This window comes from Nodosilinea sp. LEGE 06152 (genome assembly GCF_015207525.1).
Lineage (GTDB): Bacteria > Cyanobacteriota > Cyanobacteriia > Phormidesmidales > Phormidesmidaceae > Nodosilinea.
Genome location: NZ_JADEWR010000014.1, coordinates 36948 through 54884, shown reverse-complemented (window position 1 = coordinate 54884; position 17937 = coordinate 36948). Strand labels below are relative to the sequence as shown.

Annotated in this window: 11 protein-coding genes and 1 pseudogene; 5 read left to right on the top strand and 7 right to left on the bottom strand. The window is 58.2% G+C overall.

Annotation, left to right across the window (positions count from 1 at the left end; genetic code table 11):
- Window positions 1-9 precede the first annotated feature (9 nt).
- The gene (locus IQ265_RS18990) at window positions 10-2286 is read right to left on the bottom strand and encodes an AMP-binding protein (protein WP_194056449.1); all 2277 of its coding nucleotides are present in this window, start codon (window positions 2284-2286) and stop codon (window positions 10-12) included.
- Between the two features lie 846 nt (window positions 2287-3132).
- Between IQ265_RS18990 and IQ265_RS18985 the strand changes: the two genes are divergently transcribed.
- Window positions 3133-4122, top strand: a complete 990-nt coding sequence (locus tag IQ265_RS18985) for an ABC transporter ATP-binding protein (protein ID WP_194056446.1) — start codon at window positions 3133-3135, stop codon at window positions 4120-4122.
- Between the two features lie 115 nt (window positions 4123-4237).
- Here IQ265_RS18985 and IQ265_RS18980 read toward each other — a convergent pair whose 3' ends face one another.
- The 3 genes from IQ265_RS18980 to IQ265_RS18970 all read right to left on the bottom strand — a co-directional run bounded on the left by IQ265_RS18980 (window position 4238) and on the right by IQ265_RS18970 (window position 6795).
- A complete protein-coding gene (locus IQ265_RS18980) occupies window positions 4238-5686 on the bottom strand; it encodes a glycoside hydrolase family 13 protein (protein ID WP_194056444.1) in 1449 nt (482 codons plus the stop codon).
- Window positions 5687-5918: 232 nt separating this feature from the next.
- On the bottom strand, window positions 5919-6332 hold the full coding sequence (locus IQ265_RS18975; RefSeq protein ID WP_194056442.1) for a nuclease A inhibitor family protein: 414 nt from the start codon (window positions 6330-6332) through the stop codon (window positions 5919-5921).
- Window position 6333: 1 nt separating this feature from the next.
- Window positions 6334-6795 (bottom strand): peroxiredoxin, encoded by a 462-nt coding sequence (locus IQ265_RS18970; protein ID WP_194056440.1) that lies wholly within the window; start codon window positions 6793-6795, stop codon window positions 6334-6336.
- Between the two features lie 155 nt (window positions 6796-6950).
- On the opposite strand from IQ265_RS18970, the gene IQ265_RS18965 reads away from it, so the two are divergent.
- Window positions 6951-8408 (top strand): DASH family cryptochrome, encoded by a 1458-nt coding sequence (locus IQ265_RS18965; protein ID WP_194056437.1) that lies wholly within the window; start codon window positions 6951-6953, stop codon window positions 8406-8408.
- A gap of 686 nt (window positions 8409-9094) precedes the next feature.
- Here the strand turns inward: IQ265_RS18965 and ptsG are convergent.
- Together ptsG and ptsP are read right to left on the bottom strand one after the other, a co-directional pair.
- Complete coding sequence (gene ptsG / locus IQ265_RS18960) at window positions 9095-10948, bottom strand: glucose-specific PTS transporter subunit IIBC (RefSeq protein WP_194056435.1); 1854 nt, start codon at window positions 10946-10948, stop codon at window positions 9095-9097.
- 458 nt (window positions 10949-11406) lie between these two features.
- A pseudogene (gene ptsP / locus IQ265_RS18955) lies at window positions 11407-13977 on the bottom strand (phosphoenolpyruvate--protein phosphotransferase).
- Between the two features lie 441 nt (window positions 13978-14418).
- On the opposite strand from ptsP, the gene IQ265_RS18950 reads away from it, so the two are divergent.
- From IQ265_RS18950 to IQ265_RS18940, 3 genes are read left to right on the top strand one after another with little or no spacing between them, the layout of a single operon-like run.
- Window positions 14419-15474: an ABC transporter permease gene (locus IQ265_RS18950; RefSeq protein ID WP_228038108.1), complete on the top strand. Its 1056-nt coding sequence runs from the start codon at window positions 14419-14421 to the stop codon at window positions 15472-15474.
- A gap of 14 nt (window positions 15475-15488) precedes the next feature.
- Window positions 15489-15788: a hypothetical protein gene (locus tag IQ265_RS18945; RefSeq protein ID WP_194056433.1), complete on the top strand. Its 300-nt coding sequence runs from the start codon at window positions 15489-15491 to the stop codon at window positions 15786-15788.
- Window positions 15789-15843: 55 nt separating this feature from the next.
- The gene (locus tag IQ265_RS18940) at window positions 15844-16710 is read left to right on the top strand and encodes a hypothetical protein (protein WP_194056431.1); all 867 of its coding nucleotides are present in this window, start codon (window positions 15844-15846) and stop codon (window positions 16708-16710) included.
- 29 nt (window positions 16711-16739) lie between these two features.
- Here the strand turns inward: IQ265_RS18940 and IQ265_RS18935 are convergent, their stop codons facing one another.
- Complete coding sequence (locus IQ265_RS18935; protein ID WP_194056429.1) at window positions 16740-17933, bottom strand: bifunctional sterol desaturase/short chain dehydrogenase; 1194 nt, start codon at window positions 17931-17933, stop codon at window positions 16740-16742.
- Window positions 17934-17937: the final 4 nt, after the last annotated feature.

The window sequence follows — 17937 nt, the reverse complement described above, 5'->3', positions numbered from 1 at the left end:
CATTATTATTTAATGACGCTGTCTGCCCAGCAGGGTTTGCACCTCTGCATCCGACAGCAGTTCTAATTCTCTTACGATTTGCTCCAATTCCCTATGGTCGACGGCCTCTACCGGGGAAACGGTGACGGTAGCACGGTCCCGCGCCGAGGCCAGATAGGTCGATAGTGCCTCAATGGTGGGGTACTCGTAGGCCAGGGTGGGCGAGAGGGGCACCCCCAGGGTCGATTCTAGGGCTTCGGCCAGCTCCACCGCCGCCAGGGAGTCAATCCCGTGCTCGGCTAGGGGTTGGCGCACGTTTAGGGTGTGCTTGGGCACCTGCAGGGCGTTGGCCAGCCAGCTCAGCATCCAATCGGCGATCGCATCGGGGCTGGTCAAAGGCGGCGATGCCGAGCTAGCCGGGCTGGCCACCGCCAGCGATTGGGCCTCTACCTCAGGCTGATTCAGGTTTTCCGCAGCGATCACCTCCTCGCCGCCGTCAGCCCAGGCCTCAGCGGTCGCTAGGGCTTGGCTGGTCTCTGCCGTAGGCCAGCCGTGGACCACGTCAAACTGCCCGTCTAAAAACATCGACCGACACAGGTGCCGCTGCACCTTGCCGCTGGAGGTTTTTGGCATGGCGTTGGGCTTGAGCAGGGCGATCGCCCCCAACTGCAAGTCGTGGTCTTCGGCTACTCGGCGGCGCAGGGCGGCAAAAATCGCCTCGGGGTCAGCGGTGCGCAGGGCGCTGCGCTCCAGCTCGTGGACAATTACCAGGTGTTCGGTGTCGTGCTCCGTTATTGAAAAAGCGGCTCCGCTACCCTGGCGCAGGGCGCGATGGGCCTGTTCTGCGGTGGCCTCAATGTCCTGGGGATAGTGGTTGCGGCCCCGAATGATGATTAGATCCTTGAGTCGCCCGGTGACGTAGAGGTCGTCGCCGTAGAGAAACCCCAGGTCGCCCGTGCGCAAAAACGGCCCCTCGGCTCCATCGGCCAGGGTGGCGTGGAAAGCATCTTGGGTAGCCGCCTCTCGCCGCCAGTAGCCCTGGGCAATACTGCGCGACCAGCGCACCCAGATTTCGCCAATGGTGTTGGGGGGGCAGGGGCGGTGGCTGTCGGGGTCCACAATGCACACCTGGTTGGAAATGGCCGGGGGGCCACAGCTGACAATGGGGCGAGCTGCGTCGGCATCGGCGGCAGAAACCAACGTGACCTGATTTTGCTGCAGGTCGGTCGCTTTGAGAATCAGGTGCTTAGGCTCGGCCTGCACCGCCTCGCCAGTCACCAGCAGGGTGGTTTCAGCCATGCCGTAGCAGGGGTAAAAAGCCTGGGGCCGAAAGCCGCTGGGGACAAAGGCGGCGGCAAACTGGGCCAGGGTGGCCTGATGCACCGGTTCGGCCCCGCTAAAAGCCAGCTGCCAAGAGCTGAGGTCGAGGGCGCGCCGCTGCTCGGGGGTAGTTTTGCGCACGCAGAGGTCGTAGGCAAAGTTCGGCCCGCCGCTGGTGGTGGCCCGGTAGTAGGAAATCGCCTCCAGCCAGCGCACCGGGCGCTGTAAAAACGACACCGGGGCCATCAACGTCATCTCCGCCCCCACATACAGCGGCTGCAGAATACCCCCCACCAGCCCCATGTCGTGGTAGGGCGGCAGCCAGGAAACTCCCCGACTGGCGGCGGTATTGCCAAAGCAGCGGCCAATCAGCTCGGAGTTGTGCAGCAGGTTGTCGTGGCTGATCATTACCCCCTTGGGCAGGGCGGTTGACCCTGAGGTGTACTGCAACAGAGCCAGGGTGTTGGCATCGATCGCGGGGGGACGCCACTGCTGGGCCAGATCGGGTTGCAGGCCGTCGGTGCTGAGGCAGTAGAGCGATCGCAGCTGGGGTGTCTCGGCCAGTCGCCGCTCCAGCTTTTGCAGGGTGGCATTGTCGGTCAGGGCGACGGCGGCTCCGGCATCCTGCACCATGGCCTGAATGCGATCTAACGAGCGGTTGGGGCGCGGCGGGTAGGCTGGAACGGCGATCGCCCCAGCGTAAAGGCAGCCAAAAAAGGCGGCAATGTAGTCTAACCCAGCGGGGTAGAGCAGCAGCACCGGCTGGTTTTGGCAGTTGAGATCCTGTAGCAGTACCGCAATGGCCTGGGCCTGCTGCTGCAAAGCGCTGTAGGTAATCGTCTGGGCGGTTTCGGGGGTGCCCTCCGCCAAAAACCGGTAGGCTGTGCCCTGGGGAGTTTGCTCAGCCCGCCAGGCCAACAGCTCCACGAAGGTTTCAATCGTTGTCAGGGTCTGTAGCGACGTCTGGTTCGCAGTTCGGTTTAACATATCCACAGCCCTGAGAAACTTAAAGGAGGAGTGCCACTACCAGCGGTAGACATAGACCCCAGGAACTGCCCTGGCTCAAAGGCCATACTGACACCACCTATCCATTGACTAAGGAATGACCGCCAAACTTTCAGCTCAGAGAAGAGAGAAATTGGGGGCAGCAGACTTGCTCGTGGCTCAAGCGGCACCATAGCCAGAACTTTTGCAGCAGTAAAACAACGGTGAAACAGACAGCAGTACCTCCTCATCCTAAAAGAGGCCAATCCTAAAGAGGACTGTCTAGGCGCAATCTAGAATACCAATAGAGGTATCCGATTACCTAGGCTTAACCCAGCAACGGCTGCCCTGACATTTCCCCTGCCACTCTTAGGACCAGGGCCGACAGACCACTCAACCCCTGCTGCCACCTCTTCAAAGCCCTCGGTAAGGTTTAGGTCATGAGGGCCAAGGCTGGATCCAGTAACCCTACTAATGTAGACAGGGGGGCAGGCACCATGTCGCCGCGAAAGTCCAGAATTTGAACTAGCACAAGATAACCAACCGCTAGCAGCAGAGAGATTACCCCCGTAATTACCGCTACCAGTTTTGAACGATCTAGCTTGAAGCGATCCATAGAGCAACTTATCGATTTGAGGAGTGAATGAGACCTGAGCTCAGCGTAGTTCCTGCGAGACCTGCCCTAACGCTACAGGCGCTTAACGCTACAGACTGGAGGCACCAGGTTCATGTACTTAGCCTGGCACAACGGGAGCTAAATTGGCCCCTGGCAGGGGAGAGGTTTTCGAAGGGTATTCTAAGGATGAGTCTTTTAATGATTGTCGTCTATTTGGTCTTCGCACGGTTTCTATGAGCGCTCCATTGTTGCCGAATGATCCTACCCAGCTAGACAACCGTCTGCCAGACAATCGCTCCGCTGTAGTGCAGACCCAGGGGTTAACCAAGGCCTATCGCACCGGGTTTTGGCTCAACCAAAAGGTCACCTCGCTGCAAAACTGCACCCTCAACGTTTACCAGGGCGAAACCTTTGGGCTGCTCGGCCCCAACGGAGCGGGTAAAACAACCCTGCTGAAAATTTTGCTGGGCATCATTCGCCCCACCGCCGGTAGCGCCACGCTGCTGGGTCATCCCCTGGGCGAGAGCGCCGTCAAGCAGCGGATTGGCTATCTGCCAGAAAATGCCTACTTCTACGATTTTTTGACCGGCTGGGAGTTTTTGCAGTACACCGCTGGGCTATTTGGCCTCTCGCGGGCGGCCCAGCAGCGCCGCATTACCGAACTGCTCGACCTGGTGGGGCTATCGCAGGCCGCTGCCAAAAAGAAGCAGCTGCGCCAGTACTCAAAGGGTATGGTGCAGCGGGTGGGCATGGCCCAGGCCCTCATCAACGACCCCGACGTGGTGTTTTTAGATGAACCGATGTCGGGGCTTGACCCCACCGGACGGTTTCAGGTGCGCGAGATTATTTTGGCCCTGAAGCGGGAGGGCAAAACGATCTTTTTCAACAGCCACATTTTGTCAGATGTGGAGGTGATTTGCGATCGCATTGCCATTCTTGACCAGGGCGAGCTGATTGCCAAAGGCAGCCTCGACGACCTGCTGGGCACCGCCAACCAATACGTCGTCAAAGGGCGCGGCGGGCGCACGGCTGAGCTTGAGCCCTGGCTCGACCAGATGACTGTGCAGGGCGACCTCTGGCGCGGCCAGATCAAAGGCGACCCCTACGACTTTGCCAAGCAGATTCCGGTGGCGGGGGCAAACCTGATTGCGCTGCAGCAAACCCGTCCGACCCTGGAGGAGTTTTTTATCGCCAAAATTCGCCAGCGCCGTTCTGAGGGGTAGGCACTGGGGAAGGTAAGGGGATAGGAAAGTGCACCTGTGGGTGATCTATCCCCTAGGCGGCAAAGCTAGTACCTCTCATGTCGCTAGCTCATCATTTCGGGTTAAGCCTGCCTGGTTACGCTGCGGTTACGACCAGAGCTGAGCGGGGGGGCAGCGTCAGGCTGTCGCTGCCCCAGGTCGCGCCGTGGTAGGCGAAGACCTGCTCGGCAGACTTGACCGCTGGGGTGAGGGCATCGGCGGATAGGGTAACTGTATCCTGATCGCCGGGATTCAACGCCACAATGACGCGATCGCCCCCCAGGCTGCGGCTAAAGACATAGCCCATGCCCTCGGCGTGCAGCACCTCGTAGGTGCCCGTGTGCAGGGCCGGGTAGCGGTGGCGCAGGGCAATCAGCTTGCGGTGAATTTTGAGCATGTCCTGGTGCCACTCTTTTTCGGGCGGAAAGGTGCGGCGGCAGTCGGGGTCAAGCTCGCCCGGCAGGCCCACTTCATCGCCGTAGTAGATGCTGGGCGCACCTGGGAAGGTAAACAGCAGCAGGGTTGAGAGCACCATGCTGGCGTCGTCTTCACCCACAACTGAGTAAATACGGGCGACATCGTGGCTAGAGAGCAGGTTGAGCTGGGTGAGCTGAATCTCCCAGGGGTAAAGCTCCAGCAGGTGCCGAATTTGGTCGGCATAGCCAGCCGCATCCAGGGCGGGGTAGGGGTAGTAGTGGGGCTTTTCCACCAGGTCCATACGAACGCGATCGCCCGCCGTAAAGGCGATGGTTGGCCCGGTGAACAAGTAGTTCATCACCCCGTCAAACTGGGTGCCGTCGAGCCACTCGCGAGCGTCGGTCCACACCTCGCCCACAATGTAGGCCTCGGGGTTGATCGCCTTGATGCGATCGCGAAACTCCTGCCAAAACCCTTCGGTTTTCACCTCAAAAGGCACATCCAGCCGCCAGCCGTCGATGCCCTGGCGCACCCAGTACTCGCCCACCCGCATCAGGTACTCGCGCACCGCCGGGTGGTCGTGCTTAAAGGTGGGCAGCGCCCGGTTGTCGACCCAGCTTCTGTAGTTGGCGGGCAGAGCCCCATCGTAGGCCGACAGGGGCCAGCCCTCGACCTCAAACCACTCCAGCCACGGGGAGTTGGGGCCGTTTTCAAGAATGTCGTTAAAGAAGAAAAAGCCGCGACTGCAGTGGTTGAACACGCCGTCAAGCACCACTTTAATGTCTTTGGCGTGGGCTGCCTCCAGCAGGTCAAAGAAGGCTGGGTTTCCCCCCAGCAGCGGATCGACCTGGTAGTAGTCGTGGGTGTGGTAACGATGGTTGCAGGCCGACTGAAAAATCGGCGTCATATAAATGGCAGTCACCCCTAGATCTACTAGGTAGTCGAGCTGCTCAGCAATGCCCCACAGGTCACCACCCTTGTAGCCAAAGGGGGTCGGAAGGGTTTCCCAGGGTTCCAGGGTTACGGCCATGGCGGGGTGATCGAGATGCCGCTGGGTACGGGCAAACCGATCGGGAAAGATCTGGTAGAAGACAGCGTGCTTCACCCAGTCCGGGGTTTGAAAAGCCATGGATTTTTGCCTCGATTTCTACCGATAGGCTACCGTCATCTGGGCGGAGTGACCAGGATAAAATATCTCAGGCAAAAGATTTTGGATTGGGGATTTTAGATTTTGGATTGCCCTATTGCAGGGTTACGACCCTGGGGCTACGCCCCTCAGTGAGTTCTTCATTGCCCTACTTCTTCCTCACCCACCCAGGCTATCAATCTAAGCGGGTAAGGCATAACACGGCGACCGTCTTCTAAGTTTCGATCATGTGGGTGTAGACGCCGACATAGCAGCCGCTGGGGTGATGGCCCAGCACGTACAGATTCACGTCTACCGTTCCCACCCGGTAAAAATTTAGATCCTGCAGGTGCGTCTGCAGCACGTCTTGCAGGTGCTTATACCGCTGGGTTAGATTGCCTCCTTGGGGAGTACTCCAGTAAAAATTGTCAAATATACGCCGAAAGAATTCGTCAGCCGGCCGGTGCTCGAAGGTGTCAGCATTGGTGCCGAGCTGCTTGCCCAGGGTTGTGGCGTCTAGGTTAGGGTCGGCATAGATGGCGATCGCCAGGGGGGCATCGGTTTCACTTGGGTACCAGAGGCCAGCGATCGCCTCCTCTAGGGCCGTCAGGCAGGTGACAAAATCGCTGTGGTGGGGCTGAAGTTCCATATCAAGCTGCTGGTAAAGTTTTCAAAATGCCCATAGCTTCGGCCACATGGCCTTTGGGGTTGAACTGCGAATTAAAGATGTGGCGCACTGTGCCCTCTTGATCGATCACGTAGGTCACTCGCCCCGGCAGTAGCCCCAGGGTAGCAGGTACCCCATAGGCCTTCCGCACCGTCGACCCAGCATCGCTGACCAGGGTAAAGGGGAGGTTGTGTTTGCTGGCAAAGGCCCGGTGCGAGTCGGGCGAGTCGCTGCTAATGCCAATCACCTCAGCGCCCGCCGCGACAAAGTCTTCGTAGCTGTCGCGAAACGAGCACGATTCTACCGTGCAGCCGGGGGTGTCGTCTTTGGGATAGAAGTATAGCACCACTGCCTTTTGGCCCCGAAAGCTGCTCAGTGTAACCTGTTCGCCCGCTTGGTTAGGCAGCGTAAAATCGGGGGCCGCATCGCCAACCTGAATTGCCATAAATGCCAGTCTCCTGCGTGGGGGGTAATAGTTCTTTAGAATACTTAATAAAGCACCCCATGCTCAACGGATATCGGCCACTGCGGGGTTTCCCTGGGGCCTGTCTACATTAAAGCCTGGGGTTCTGGCTACTTCTTCACTCACCTACTCCGTCTATGTCCACCCTCGTCTGGTTCCGCAACGATCTCCGCCTCCACGACCATCAACCCCTGGACGAGGCTCTGCGGGCCGGAAGCCCGATTGTGCCGCTCTACTGCTTTGACCCGCGCCAGTTTGGTCAGACATCCTTTGGCTTTGCCAAAACGGGAGCCTACCGGGCGCAGTTTTTGCTGGAGAGTGTGGCCGATTTGCGGCGATCGCTGCAATCGCTGGGCAGCGATCTCGTCGTCCGGGTCGGCAAACCCGAGGATATTATTCCAGATTTGGTCAAGACCCACGGCGTTGAAACCGTCTACTGGCATGAGGAAGTTACCGCTGAAGAACGGCGGGTCGAGCAGGCCCTAGAGAGCAAGCTGGCGGCGCAGGGGTGCTCGAGCGAGGTGTACTGGGGGGCCACTCTTTACCATCCCGACAACCTGCCCTTTGCGATCGCTCGTCTGCCCGAGGTATTTACTCAGTTTCGCAAAAAAGTAGAGCAGCACAGCATTGTAGATGTATCCCTGCCTACCCCTGCCAAACTGCCGCCGCTGCCCCCAGTCGAGCCCGGCCCCATGCCAACGCTAGCCGATTTTGGCCTTGAGCCCCCGACCCCCGATAGCCGCGCTGTACTGAGCTTCGCGGGGGGTGAAACCGCTGGCTTAGCTCGCCTCAACCACTACGTGTGGGAAGCCGACTGCCTCAAGACCTACAAGCAAACCCGCAACGGCATGGTGGGGGCCAACTATTCGGCCAAGCTCTCGGCCTGGCTGGCGCTGGGCTGCCTGTCGCCCCGGCGGGTGTACGAAACCGTGCAGGACTACGAAGCTGATCGCATTCGCAACGACTCCACCTACTGGCTAATCTTTGAGCTGCTGTGGCGCGACTACTTTCGCTTTATCTGCGCCAAACACGGCGATCGCGTGTTTTATCCCTCTGGCCTGCGAGGATTACAGATCGATTGGAAACAGGACTGGACGCGCTTTGACGCCTGGCGCAATGGCGAAACAGGTTTTCCCCTAGTCGATGCCAACATGCGCGAGCTAGCCTGCTCTGGGTTTATGTCAAACCGGGGCCGCCAAAATGTGGCCAGCTTTTTAACCAAAAATTTGGGCATTGACTGGCGCATGGGGGCCGAGTGGTTTGAGTCACTGCTAATTGACCACGACGTGTGCAGCAACTACGGCAACTGGAACTATACCGCCGGAGTTGGCAATGACGCGCGGGGGTTTCGCTATTTCAACATTCCAAAACAGGCGAAGGATTACGACCCCGAGGGCCTCTACGTCAAACACTGGCTGCCTGAGTTGAAGAATATTCCTGCCGCAAAAGTGCATGAACCCTGGAAACTTCAGCCCGTGGAGCAAAAGCGCTTTGGGGTAAATATCGGTGTTGACTACCCAAATCCGATAGTAAATTTGTACAAGTCGGTCCAGGCCAACGAAAAAAACTACAACGCCGCCCGCGAAATTCGCTAAGAGTTTTGCTCACATCGAGCTGTAACAATTGGCCACCGAACAGTACACAAATGCTACCGCAGCTTTCCCTGTAAACTCCAAATGTCGATAGCTGTTGCCTGCTACTTCAACGATAGCCAGAACCTAACGGAGCTGTTTTTTTGATTTATTTAACCGTAGTCTTTGTAACGGCAGGCTATGTTGAGCTAACATACACTTTATGCAGCGTTGACAATGTCACAGTTCACTGACTGATCCCTGTGGACAAAAACTGATGGGTAAAAGAAGTTGCTAGGGCAAAGCCAGCGCTAACGCATTCTCATAAATCAAACCTTTAAATCAAAACCTTAAATCAAATCGTTGAATTAGCCATTTAACCTACAACCCCAGCTTTGGACGGCTGGGGTTTTTTGTGGCTATTTGGCACATTCTGAAGCCGCAATTCTAGGTGGCTGTTATAGCGCTGGCTAGTTCGCTAGGACAATGCTGATCGCCCGTAGCCAAGCCTGGGACAGCGAACTAGCGTATAGCCATCGCCCATAGGCTACCTACGAAAACGTCCTCACCATTGTGGCGACGGCTATATTGATTAGCTGATTAGCTGCTGAATGCCGACAAATTAGGGATTACAGCCCCTAGCCTGTTTTTGGGGTCGAACGTGGCAAGGCTTGTAACACGAGGCTTTTGGCCAGAATTGATGACGCGCCCTAAACCCGAGCGGTCAAGTGCTTGACGATTTCAGCAGCGTACTGCTCGGCGTTGAGACCCGTAACCAGATGCAGAACGTCCTGCTGTAGCCGCATCATGCCCTGCACTCCAGCGGATTGAAGGGCAGTTTCATCGACTGTCGCGGGGTCAGTGACCTCGACCCGCAGCCGGGTGAGGGCCACAGCATCAATGGTACGAATGTTGTCAGCACCGCCCAGAGCCGCAACCATCGCCGTCGCTTTTTCAGCCGCCTGCGGATCGGGGGGAATTTTGGCCAGGTCGGCAGAGGTTTGATCCACAAAGCCCTCGGCGGGTACCTCTACCGCGTCGGCTTCGGGGCCTGCGGTTTTGAGGTAGTCGGCCATATCGGTTTTAAGGTTGTCAGACTGGGGGCCAAAAATGGCCTGGGCATTTTGGCCCATCTGCAGCACGCCCGAAGCCCCCAGCGCCTTGAGCCGGGGCACGTTGACCTTGGCAATGTCGTCGACGGTAACCCGCAGGCGAGTAATGCAGGCATCCAGGTTTTTGATGTTGCTGCGACCGCCAAAGGCCAGCACCAGGGCTTTGGCCATTTCGGCTTTGTCTCCCGTGATCGCAGCGGTGGTTTCATCAACATCGACATCCTCTTCGCGGCCTGGGGTCATGAGGTTGAACTGCCGAATGGCAAAGCGAAAGATGAAGTAGTACAGCGCCACAAACACCGGAGCCAGGGCCGGGATGAGCCACACCCGCGTGCCCAAACCGTTGAACAGCACAAAGTCGATTAGCCCGTGGGAGAAGGTAAAGCCCATGCGTCCGCCTAGGGTGACAAACAGCCAGTCGGCAAACCCCGCCAGCACGGCGTGAATGGCGAACAGCTGGGGGGCGACAAACAGGAAGGAAAACTCGATCGGTTCGGTAATGCCGGTTAGGAACGAGGTGAGGGCCGCCGAAATCATTAGGCCACCAACCTGCTTACGGTTTTTGGGTTTGGCGCTGTGCCAAATGGCGATCGCCGCTGCCGGCAGACCAAACATCTTAAACCAGTACGCCCCGCCCAAAATGCCCGCCGTTGGGTCGCCTGCAAAGAAGCGAGCAATATCGCCCCGCACGGTTTCTCCCGTAATTGGGTCCTGAAATGAGCCAATTTCAAAGAAAAAGGGCACGTTCCACACGTGGTGCAGGCCAAAGGGAATCAGCAGGCGCTCGATAAAGCCGTAGAGGGCCACGGTCAGGGGCACGTTGCCGCCCTCCGCCGCCGCCTGGGCAAAGCTATTGATGCCAGCCCCGATCGGCGGCCAGATCACGCTCATCACCAGCCCGGTGAGGATGGCGGCAAAGGCTGTGATGATGGGCACAAACCGTTTGCCTGCAAAGAACCCCAGGTAGCGTGGCAGGCTAATGCGAAAGAATTTGTTGAACATATAGGCCGCAATGCAGCCCATGATCAAACCCCCAAACACCCCCGTATCCAGCGTTGGGATGCCGAGTACAGCCTTGGTCTCTAACCCCATACCGACGGCGACGGTACCCAAGGTGGCGAGAAACACCATCAGGCCCACGGTAGCGGCCAGGGCCGAAACGCCATCGTTGCCGGTGTAGCCGATCGCCACGGCGATCGCAAAAATTAGCGGCAGACTGGCAAAAATCGCGTCCCCCGAGCTTTTCATAATGGCCGCCAACCACTCCGGCAGCCACCAAAACTTGGGGTCGCTAAGAATGCCCTGCTCAATCTGCTGAAGCTCGATCAGGCGGGCACTGCCCAGGCCCAGCAGCAGCCCCGCCACCGGCAGCACCGACACGGGAAGCATGAGCGACTTCCCCATTTTTTGCAGCAGCCCGAAGGCGTGGTTCCAGGTCTCTTTGATGTTCATAGGGGGGTAGATGGGTAGGGGGTGGATGGGTAGGGGGTAGATGGGTAGGGAGTTAGCGGAGTGATGATGGGGTGAGGGGTTGAGAACCTTAGGATCTCGTGCTGCTAACAGGCTCATGATCCAACTAGAGGTTTAAACCGATGAGCAATACATCCTTTACGTCGGGTCCAGGGCGGCCAATGTTTGTTGCGCCCCAGTAGGGGCGACGTCCCTGGTCGTAGGCCGAAGGACGCACGAAGTCGGGGGTCTGGGGCCAGCGAAATGGCCCCAGCAGTAGACTTGGCTTTCATCCCCAGTTATGCGCCGCACTTTCCCTCAAGCAATTGATTTGAATACTGCATGGTTCATGGTGGGCAGTGCCTACCCTACGGTGTGAGTCCTCTCTCTGGACTCTCGATGGTGCATTGGCGGGGCGGGGTGGAACCACACCAGGCATAACCCCTGCCGCCGAACGCACCCTACAGCTCATCTAGGGGAACCAGATCGCGCACCTGAGCCGCCGAATCTAGGTTTAGCGCCTGTTGCGCTAGTTCCTGACAGTGGGCAAAGCTCAGCGATCGCACCTGGGCCTTCACCGCCGGAATTACCGGCACGCTAACGCTCAATTCTTTTACCCCCAGCCCCAGCANGAYSKKMACYKNCTRGSKNNGTCGSCMGCSWCRSMKSYGYAKAMSYSNCASNCATTTACCGTGCTTCTCGGCCCCTTGCACGGTGAGGTCGATCATCCGCAGCACGCTGGGGTTGAGGGCATCCACGTAGGGGGCCAGCTTGGGGTGGCCGCGATCCATCGCCAGGGTGTACTGGGTGAGGTCGTTGGTGCCAATGGAAAAGAAGTCAACGTGCTGGGCAAAGCGCTCCGCAGACACGGCCGCCGCAGGCACCTCGACCATAATGCCAATTTCGATCGCGGGTACACTCAGCTTTTGGCGCTCCTCTTCCATCACCGCCTTGGCCATCTCTAGCTCCTCCAAACGGGCAATCATGGGGAACATCACCCGCGCTTTGCCAGCGACGGAGGCTTTGAGAATGGCGCGAAACTGGGTGCGCAGCAGCTCGGGGCGATCGAAGCCCAGGCGAATGCCTCGCTCGCCCAGGAAAGGATTTTCTTCGTGGGCCATGGCCAGGTAGGGCAGGGGCTTATCGCCGCCCACATCTAGCGTGCGAATAATCATGGGGCGATCGCGGCCCAGCACCCGCAAAATATCGGCGTAGATGACTTCCTGCTCCGCTTCGGTGGGGGCAGAACTGGCCTCCATAAAGATAAACTCTGTCCGCAGCAGACCCACCCCCTCGCCGCCCACCTTGAGCGACTCTTCGGCATCTTTTTGGCTGCCGATGTTGGCAACTACCTCAACCTGTCGCCCGTCTTGGGTGGTTGCCAGTTCAAAGGCCTGCTCTAGATCCTGCGCCTGCTTGGCCTTTTGGCGGGCAATGCGGGCCTGGGTTTGCTCTAGCTCGGCCACCGAGGCATTGAGCGTCATGCGTCCTCTGGTGCCATCGAGAATGACTGGAGTGCCGTCAGCTAAATCAAGGATGCGGGGTTCGACGCCTGCGATCGCCGGTATGCCCATCGACCGGGCCAAAATCGCCACGTGGGAGGTCGCTCCACCCGCCACCGTGGCAAAGCCCACTACCCGTGTTGGATCGAGGTTGGCCATATCCGAAGGTGTGAGGTCTTCGGCCAGCAGCAGGGTGTTGGCGGGCAAGACCAGGGTTTCTGCTGTTACCCCAGTGAGCAGGCGCAGTACGCGATCGCCCACGTCCCGCAAATCATTCGCTCGCTGGGCCAGCAGCTCGCTCTTGAGCTGGGCTAGCTGGTTGGCCTGGGCGGTGTAGGTCTGCTGCCAGGCAAAGGCCGCACTTTTGCCCTTGTCGATCGCGCTAGCGGCCATTTCCAACAGCTCCGGGTCCTCCAGCAGCTCCTGGTGGGCAGCGAAGATGGCGGCTTTGCTGGGGTCGCCCTGACCGTGCACCTTGGCCCGCAGACTCTCGATCTCCAGCATGGCCTGGTCGATGGCCTGGTCGAGCTTGCGATGCTCCTCGCGGGGGCTGTCGCCCGCTGCTTCTACATGAATCTCCTGCCGCCGCTGACGATAGGTGTTGCCAACCGCCACCCCAGGCGAAGCCGCTACGCCCAAAATAATGTTGGGGTCATCGCTCTTGGGCCGAGGGGCTGGAGCCGAGATCTCGGCCTGGGCAATGCTGGCGGCGGCGGTAGTCATGGGCACTGCGCCCGCTTCGCCCAAACCATTGCGAACGGCGGCTTCGAGTTCGGCGATCGCGGCCCCGGCATCGGTTCCCGTGGCCTCTAGGGTCACCGTGTCGCCCCGGCCAATCTCTAGGCCCAAAATGGCCACTACGCTGCGCACATTGGCGCTGTCGCTGCCGCGATGAATGCGAACCCTCGACTGATACTTTTTCGCCAGCTGAGTTAGCACCGCCGCAGGCCGCGCGTGCAGACCCACCGGGTTAGGAATAATGATGGCTTGAGAGGTCACCGTTGCCCCGCCGGTTGCCTCGTCTCCAGCCGCCGTGCCTGTGGCCAGCACCAGCTCCAGCACCGAGTCGCGAGCGGCGTTGACCAAACCGCTGGCGGGTTTAAACTCGGCCACGCGATCGCTGTTGGTGATCACAACCTGGGTCAGCAGGCTGCGGGCGTGCAGGGCTACATAGTCGGCGTCAAACTCAATCAGCATGTCGCCGGTTCTAACCCTGTCTCCCACGTTAACCTTAGGTAAAAATCCTTCTCCCCTCAGGGCCACCGTATCGAGGCCAATGTGCATCAACACCTCAACGCCCTCGGCGGTTTTGATCGTCACCGCATGGTGGGCACTGTGCAGCTGCACAATCTCACCATCGCAGGGGGCCAGCAGCACCTGACTGAGCGGGTCTATAGACACGCCATCGCCCACCATTTTTTGGGCAAAGACCGGGTCGGGCACCGTTTCGAGGGGCACCATCTGTCCCGACAGGGGAGCCGTTAGCACCAGGGTACTGAGTTTGGTTGGGGAGGCTTCAAGGGCAGTCATAGGAGAATCCCGATTGGGAAGAAGTTTGCGATGGGGGCTTGATCAGGAGCTGGTGGCTAATTTGACGCCGCAAAATTAGCCATCGATTCAAATTAGTTAGGTCAAATCAGTCGGGCTGAAATTAACCGCTGCAAGACTGCATTTGGCACCACATTTGAGCGCTGCCGTCGGGGGTATAACCCAACTCCAAGTCCAGACGTAGAGTTTTGCCGATGAGAAAACTCCAAATCCTGAGCTGGACTGGGTATATAAACATCAAAGATGATGGACAGCTCAATAGTTCAAATCAGCAATCTAATGTTGCAAAATCTGATGTTGTAAAGGGCTAACCCTGCCCGCAGGCCCAGACTTCAGCCTCTGCGCAAGCAACCTGCACCGATGGGGCAGGCGCGATTGGTTTAGAATCACCAGAGATAGCCCTTTTACTCTCTGTGTTTGGGAATGGCTCAGTCCTCTACGCCCCGTCGTCCGTTGGTCAGCCCCTGGGACCGCCTGGTGACCTTTGCCACCAGCGAAACCGTCCTCTACGTGGTGAAACGTCTGCTGCAGGCGGCGCTAACGCTGCTGCTGGCCTCGGCTCTCAGCTTTTTTGTGATTCAGCTAGCCCCAGGCAATTTTCTCGACCAGTACCGCCAAAGCCCCCAGTTTTCTCCTGAGACCCTAGCCCAGATTGAAACCCAATTTGGGCTCGACCAGCCGGTGTGGCGGCAGTACTTCAACTGGCTCTACCAGGTGATTTTCCACGGTAACTTTGGCCTCAGTTTTGCCTACCAGCGCCCGGTGGTCGATCTGCTGTGGGAGCGGGTGCCCAACACGCTGCTGCTATCCTTTGCGGCTTTTCTGGTTACCTGGCTAGTCGCTCTCCCGATGGGCATTGTCAGCGCCGTCAACCAAAATCGTCCTGTCGATAAGGTGTTGCGGGTGCTGAGTTATCTGGGCCAGGGCATGCCCAGCATTGTGACCGGCCTGCTGCTGCTGTTTTTTGCCCAAAGCGTAGCGCCGCTGTTCCCCATTGGCGGGCGCACCAGCATTATCCACGACGACCTCAACTGGTTTGGCAAACTTGTCGACGTAGGCTGGCACCTGATTTTACCAACCCTGGCCCTCAGCATCACCAGCTTTGCTGGCCTTCAGCGCATTACCCGAGGGCAGTTGCTCGACGTACTGCGCCAGAACTACATTCAAACCGCCCGAGCCAAAGGGCTGTCAGAAAAACGGGTGGTCTATGTCCACGCTTTGCGCAATGCGGTGAACCCGCTGATCACGCTCCTGGGCTTTGAGTTTGCTGGTCTGCTGGGCGGTGCATTCATTACCGAAACCTACTTTAACTGGCCCGGTCTAGGAAAACTGACTCTCGAAGCGGTCCAGGCCCAGGATTTATACCTGGTGATGGCCAGCCTAATTATGGGAGCGGTGTTGCTGATTATTGGCAATCTGCTGGCCGATCTGTTGCTGAGCTTTGTAGACCCGCGCATTCGCCTGTCGGATATCAACTGAGGCGGTTAGAACTTATGGTGTCTCAGCTCTACTATTTGCTGCGATCGCGCGCCGACGGCAGCTACCTAGTCGCCCGACCCCACGGCAGTAGCCCTGACCAGCCACCGCCCACGGGGTTTCTGCTGGTGTTTACCGCCGACTACGATGCCCTCAGCTACCTCAACGCCCACGCCCCCGAGCTGAGTGACAAATTTGCGATCGAAACTATCACCGCCTCTAGTCTCAAACCCCTGATCAACCGCTGGAATTTTCAGGGCTTGGGCATGGTCAACGACCCCCGTTTGCCCCAGGTTGAGTTCTTTAACCGCAGCTAGGTGGCAAAAAATCTAGCGCGGCGGGGTAAACGCTGTTGCTCTCAGTGGCTAAGCCATGACGGATAGAACGCAATACCTGCTGGAATTAGTCCATCGCAACGTCAAACCGTACATTGCTAACCCAAAGACCAGAGCCGTGATGGTCACAGGCTCAGTGGCAGAGGGGCGGTGCGATGAGTACTCAGATTGCGATGTCATGCTGTACTACGATGAGCTGCCCACTGAAGACGAGTTAACTCTGGCACGACAGCAAAATCGGGACGCAGAACTAATTGAAATTGTGGGCGATCGCCAGGCGGGTGCGTTTGGTGAAACGTTTCGGGTACAGGGGGTTGAATGCCAGTTTGCCCATACCGCGATCGCCCAGTGGGAAGCGGAAATGAGCACCGTACTGGAGAAATTTGAGATTCAACCCGGCATCATGAAAATGCTGCACGGCACCTTGATTAGCATTCCGCTTTATGGGGAAGCCCTCATTCACCGTTGGAAAGACAACATCGCCACCTATCCCAACCAGCTTGCCCAAGCCGTAATAGAGCACCATCTCAAATTTTTTGCCCTCTGGGGCGTGCAGGATAAGCTGTCTCGGCGGGATGCTACCCTCTGGTACTACCAAATTTTGGTTGAGTCGGCCCAAAACATTCTCGGGGTGCTGTCTGGGCTGAACCACCTTTACTTCTCAACCTTTCAATTCAAGCGCATGGGCATCTTTATTGAGCAAATGGCTATAGCCCCGCCAAATCTGGCGGCTCGGCTGGAAGGCTTGTTTCACCAAGAGCCCTCCGTCGCAGCTCTTCAGCTAGAAGCACTCGTGCAAGACACCGTAGCGCTGGTCGAACACCACATGCCTCAGATCAATACATCTGCGGCGAAACGGCAGCTTGGCTGGAGACAGCAGCCCTGGCCCATCCCCGAGGTATAGGCGTCAGGGCTGTGCCGCGCCACCCCTAATTAGCTGCCCTCGCTTCCCCTGCGGCGGGTAAAAAGGCGAAAGTAAACGCCCTGGGCTAACTCCTTTAGAGGAAAGGCTAGATAAGTCAGCGGGTTGATGGTGACGATGATGTTGCGCACGTTGCGCTTGGCTAACGCCACCACTGCCCAGGCCACCCAGTCAGCAGACATCACCCCAATCGGGTTGAGATTGCTCTTAAACGGCCCCAAAATCACCTTACGCACCACACAGGGGGCATCGAGCCGCCGCAGGCTGACCAGGTCACCCATCAGCCGCTTAGACACCTCATACAGAGGGCTAAAGGCCGGACTAACCTCGGCTTCAGAGGTATTCACCCACACTTCCTTGGTAGCCCGCTGGGGCGAGGTTTCTACGGTGCTGAAGAAGACTTCCATCAGCCGGTAGCCCGAGAGAGCATTGGCCTCCAGGGAGGTGTGAATGGCCTCGGGGGTGCGATCGCCGTGCACGTTTAGCCCGTGGTTGATGATCAGAATGTCCACCTTTTTAAGCGCGTCTTGCAGGTCAGCCTCGGACCCAGGCTGCCACTGCCAGCAGGGAATGCCATCCTCAAAGACGGCATGGGAAGAGGTAGTAAGGGCGATCGGGCGCGCCTTTTGACGGGCCAGCTCCTGCAGCAGGGCGCGGCCCATTGTGCCCGAAGCCCCCGTAACAGCGACGGTTTTGCCCTTGAGGGAAACAGCGGTGCCCATCAGCTTATCCAAAAAGGTCAAGTAGCCGGCAAAGTAGGCGTTGGTATCGTCAAAATGGTGCCGCCAGTGGTAAGTGCGGTTGACTCGCCAGTTGCCGGGAATGGTAGTTAGTTCGCCGGGCTCGTGGGTGAGATCGGTGGTGAGGAGCCAGCCCTGGGAGCGGGCGATCGCCGCCGCCAAAAAGCTCAGGCCGTAGAGCGAACCGATCCACAGTCCGACCACGCCAGTGGAAATGGCTAACCCCGCCAGTGCCCCGGCCATAACAATGGCTTCAGGGGCATCGTTGTAGAGCTGAGCCTGGCGATAGAGGGTAGGGCTAACGGGAGTGAAATCTTTTTTGTAAGCTCGGTGGTGCCAATTGTGGAGCCGCATTAGAGGGGGCCAGTAGTGGCTGACCACGTGGTACACATCTCGTAGGACCTCTGCTATCACAATGGCGATCGCGCCCCACAACCCCTGCCAAACAACCGTTTCAAGCGGCATAGAT

Coding starts and splice junctions, on each gene's coding strand:
- ptsG (WP_194056435.1), bottom strand. CDS start 10,948: ATGAACATCAAAGAGACCTGGAACCACGCCTTCGGGCTGCTGCAAAAA.
- IQ265_RS18965 (WP_194056437.1), top strand. CDS start 6,951: ATGTCCACCCTCGTCTGGTTCCGCAACGATCTCCGCCTCCACGACCAT.
- IQ265_RS18980 (WP_194056444.1), bottom strand. CDS start 5,686: ATGGCTTTTCAAACCCCGGACTGGGTGAAGCACGCTGTCTTCTACCAG.
- IQ265_RS18985 (WP_194056446.1), top strand. CDS start 3,133: ATGAGCGCTCCATTGTTGCCGAATGATCCTACCCAGCTAGACAACCGT.
- IQ265_RS18940 (WP_194056431.1), top strand. CDS start 15,844: ATGACGGATAGAACGCAATACCTGCTGGAATTAGTCCATCGCAACGTC.
- IQ265_RS18935 (WP_194056429.1), bottom strand. CDS start 17,933: ATGCCGCTTGAAACGGTTGTTTGGCAGGGGTTGTGGGGCGCGATCGCC.
- IQ265_RS18945 (WP_194056433.1), top strand. CDS start 15,489: ATGGTGTCTCAGCTCTACTATTTGCTGCGATCGCGCGCCGACGGCAGC.
- IQ265_RS18990 (WP_194056449.1), bottom strand. CDS start 2,286: ATGTTAAACCGAACTGCGAACCAGACGTCGCTACAGACCCTGACAACG.
- IQ265_RS18970 (WP_194056440.1), bottom strand. CDS start 6,795: ATGGCAATTCAGGTTGGCGATGCGGCCCCCGATTTTACGCTGCCTAAC.
- IQ265_RS18975 (WP_194056442.1), bottom strand. CDS start 6,332: ATGGAACTTCAGCCCCACCACAGCGATTTTGTCACCTGCCTGACGGCC.
- IQ265_RS18950 (WP_228038108.1), top strand. CDS start 14,419: ATGGCTCAGTCCTCTACGCCCCGTCGTCCGTTGGTCAGCCCCTGGGAC.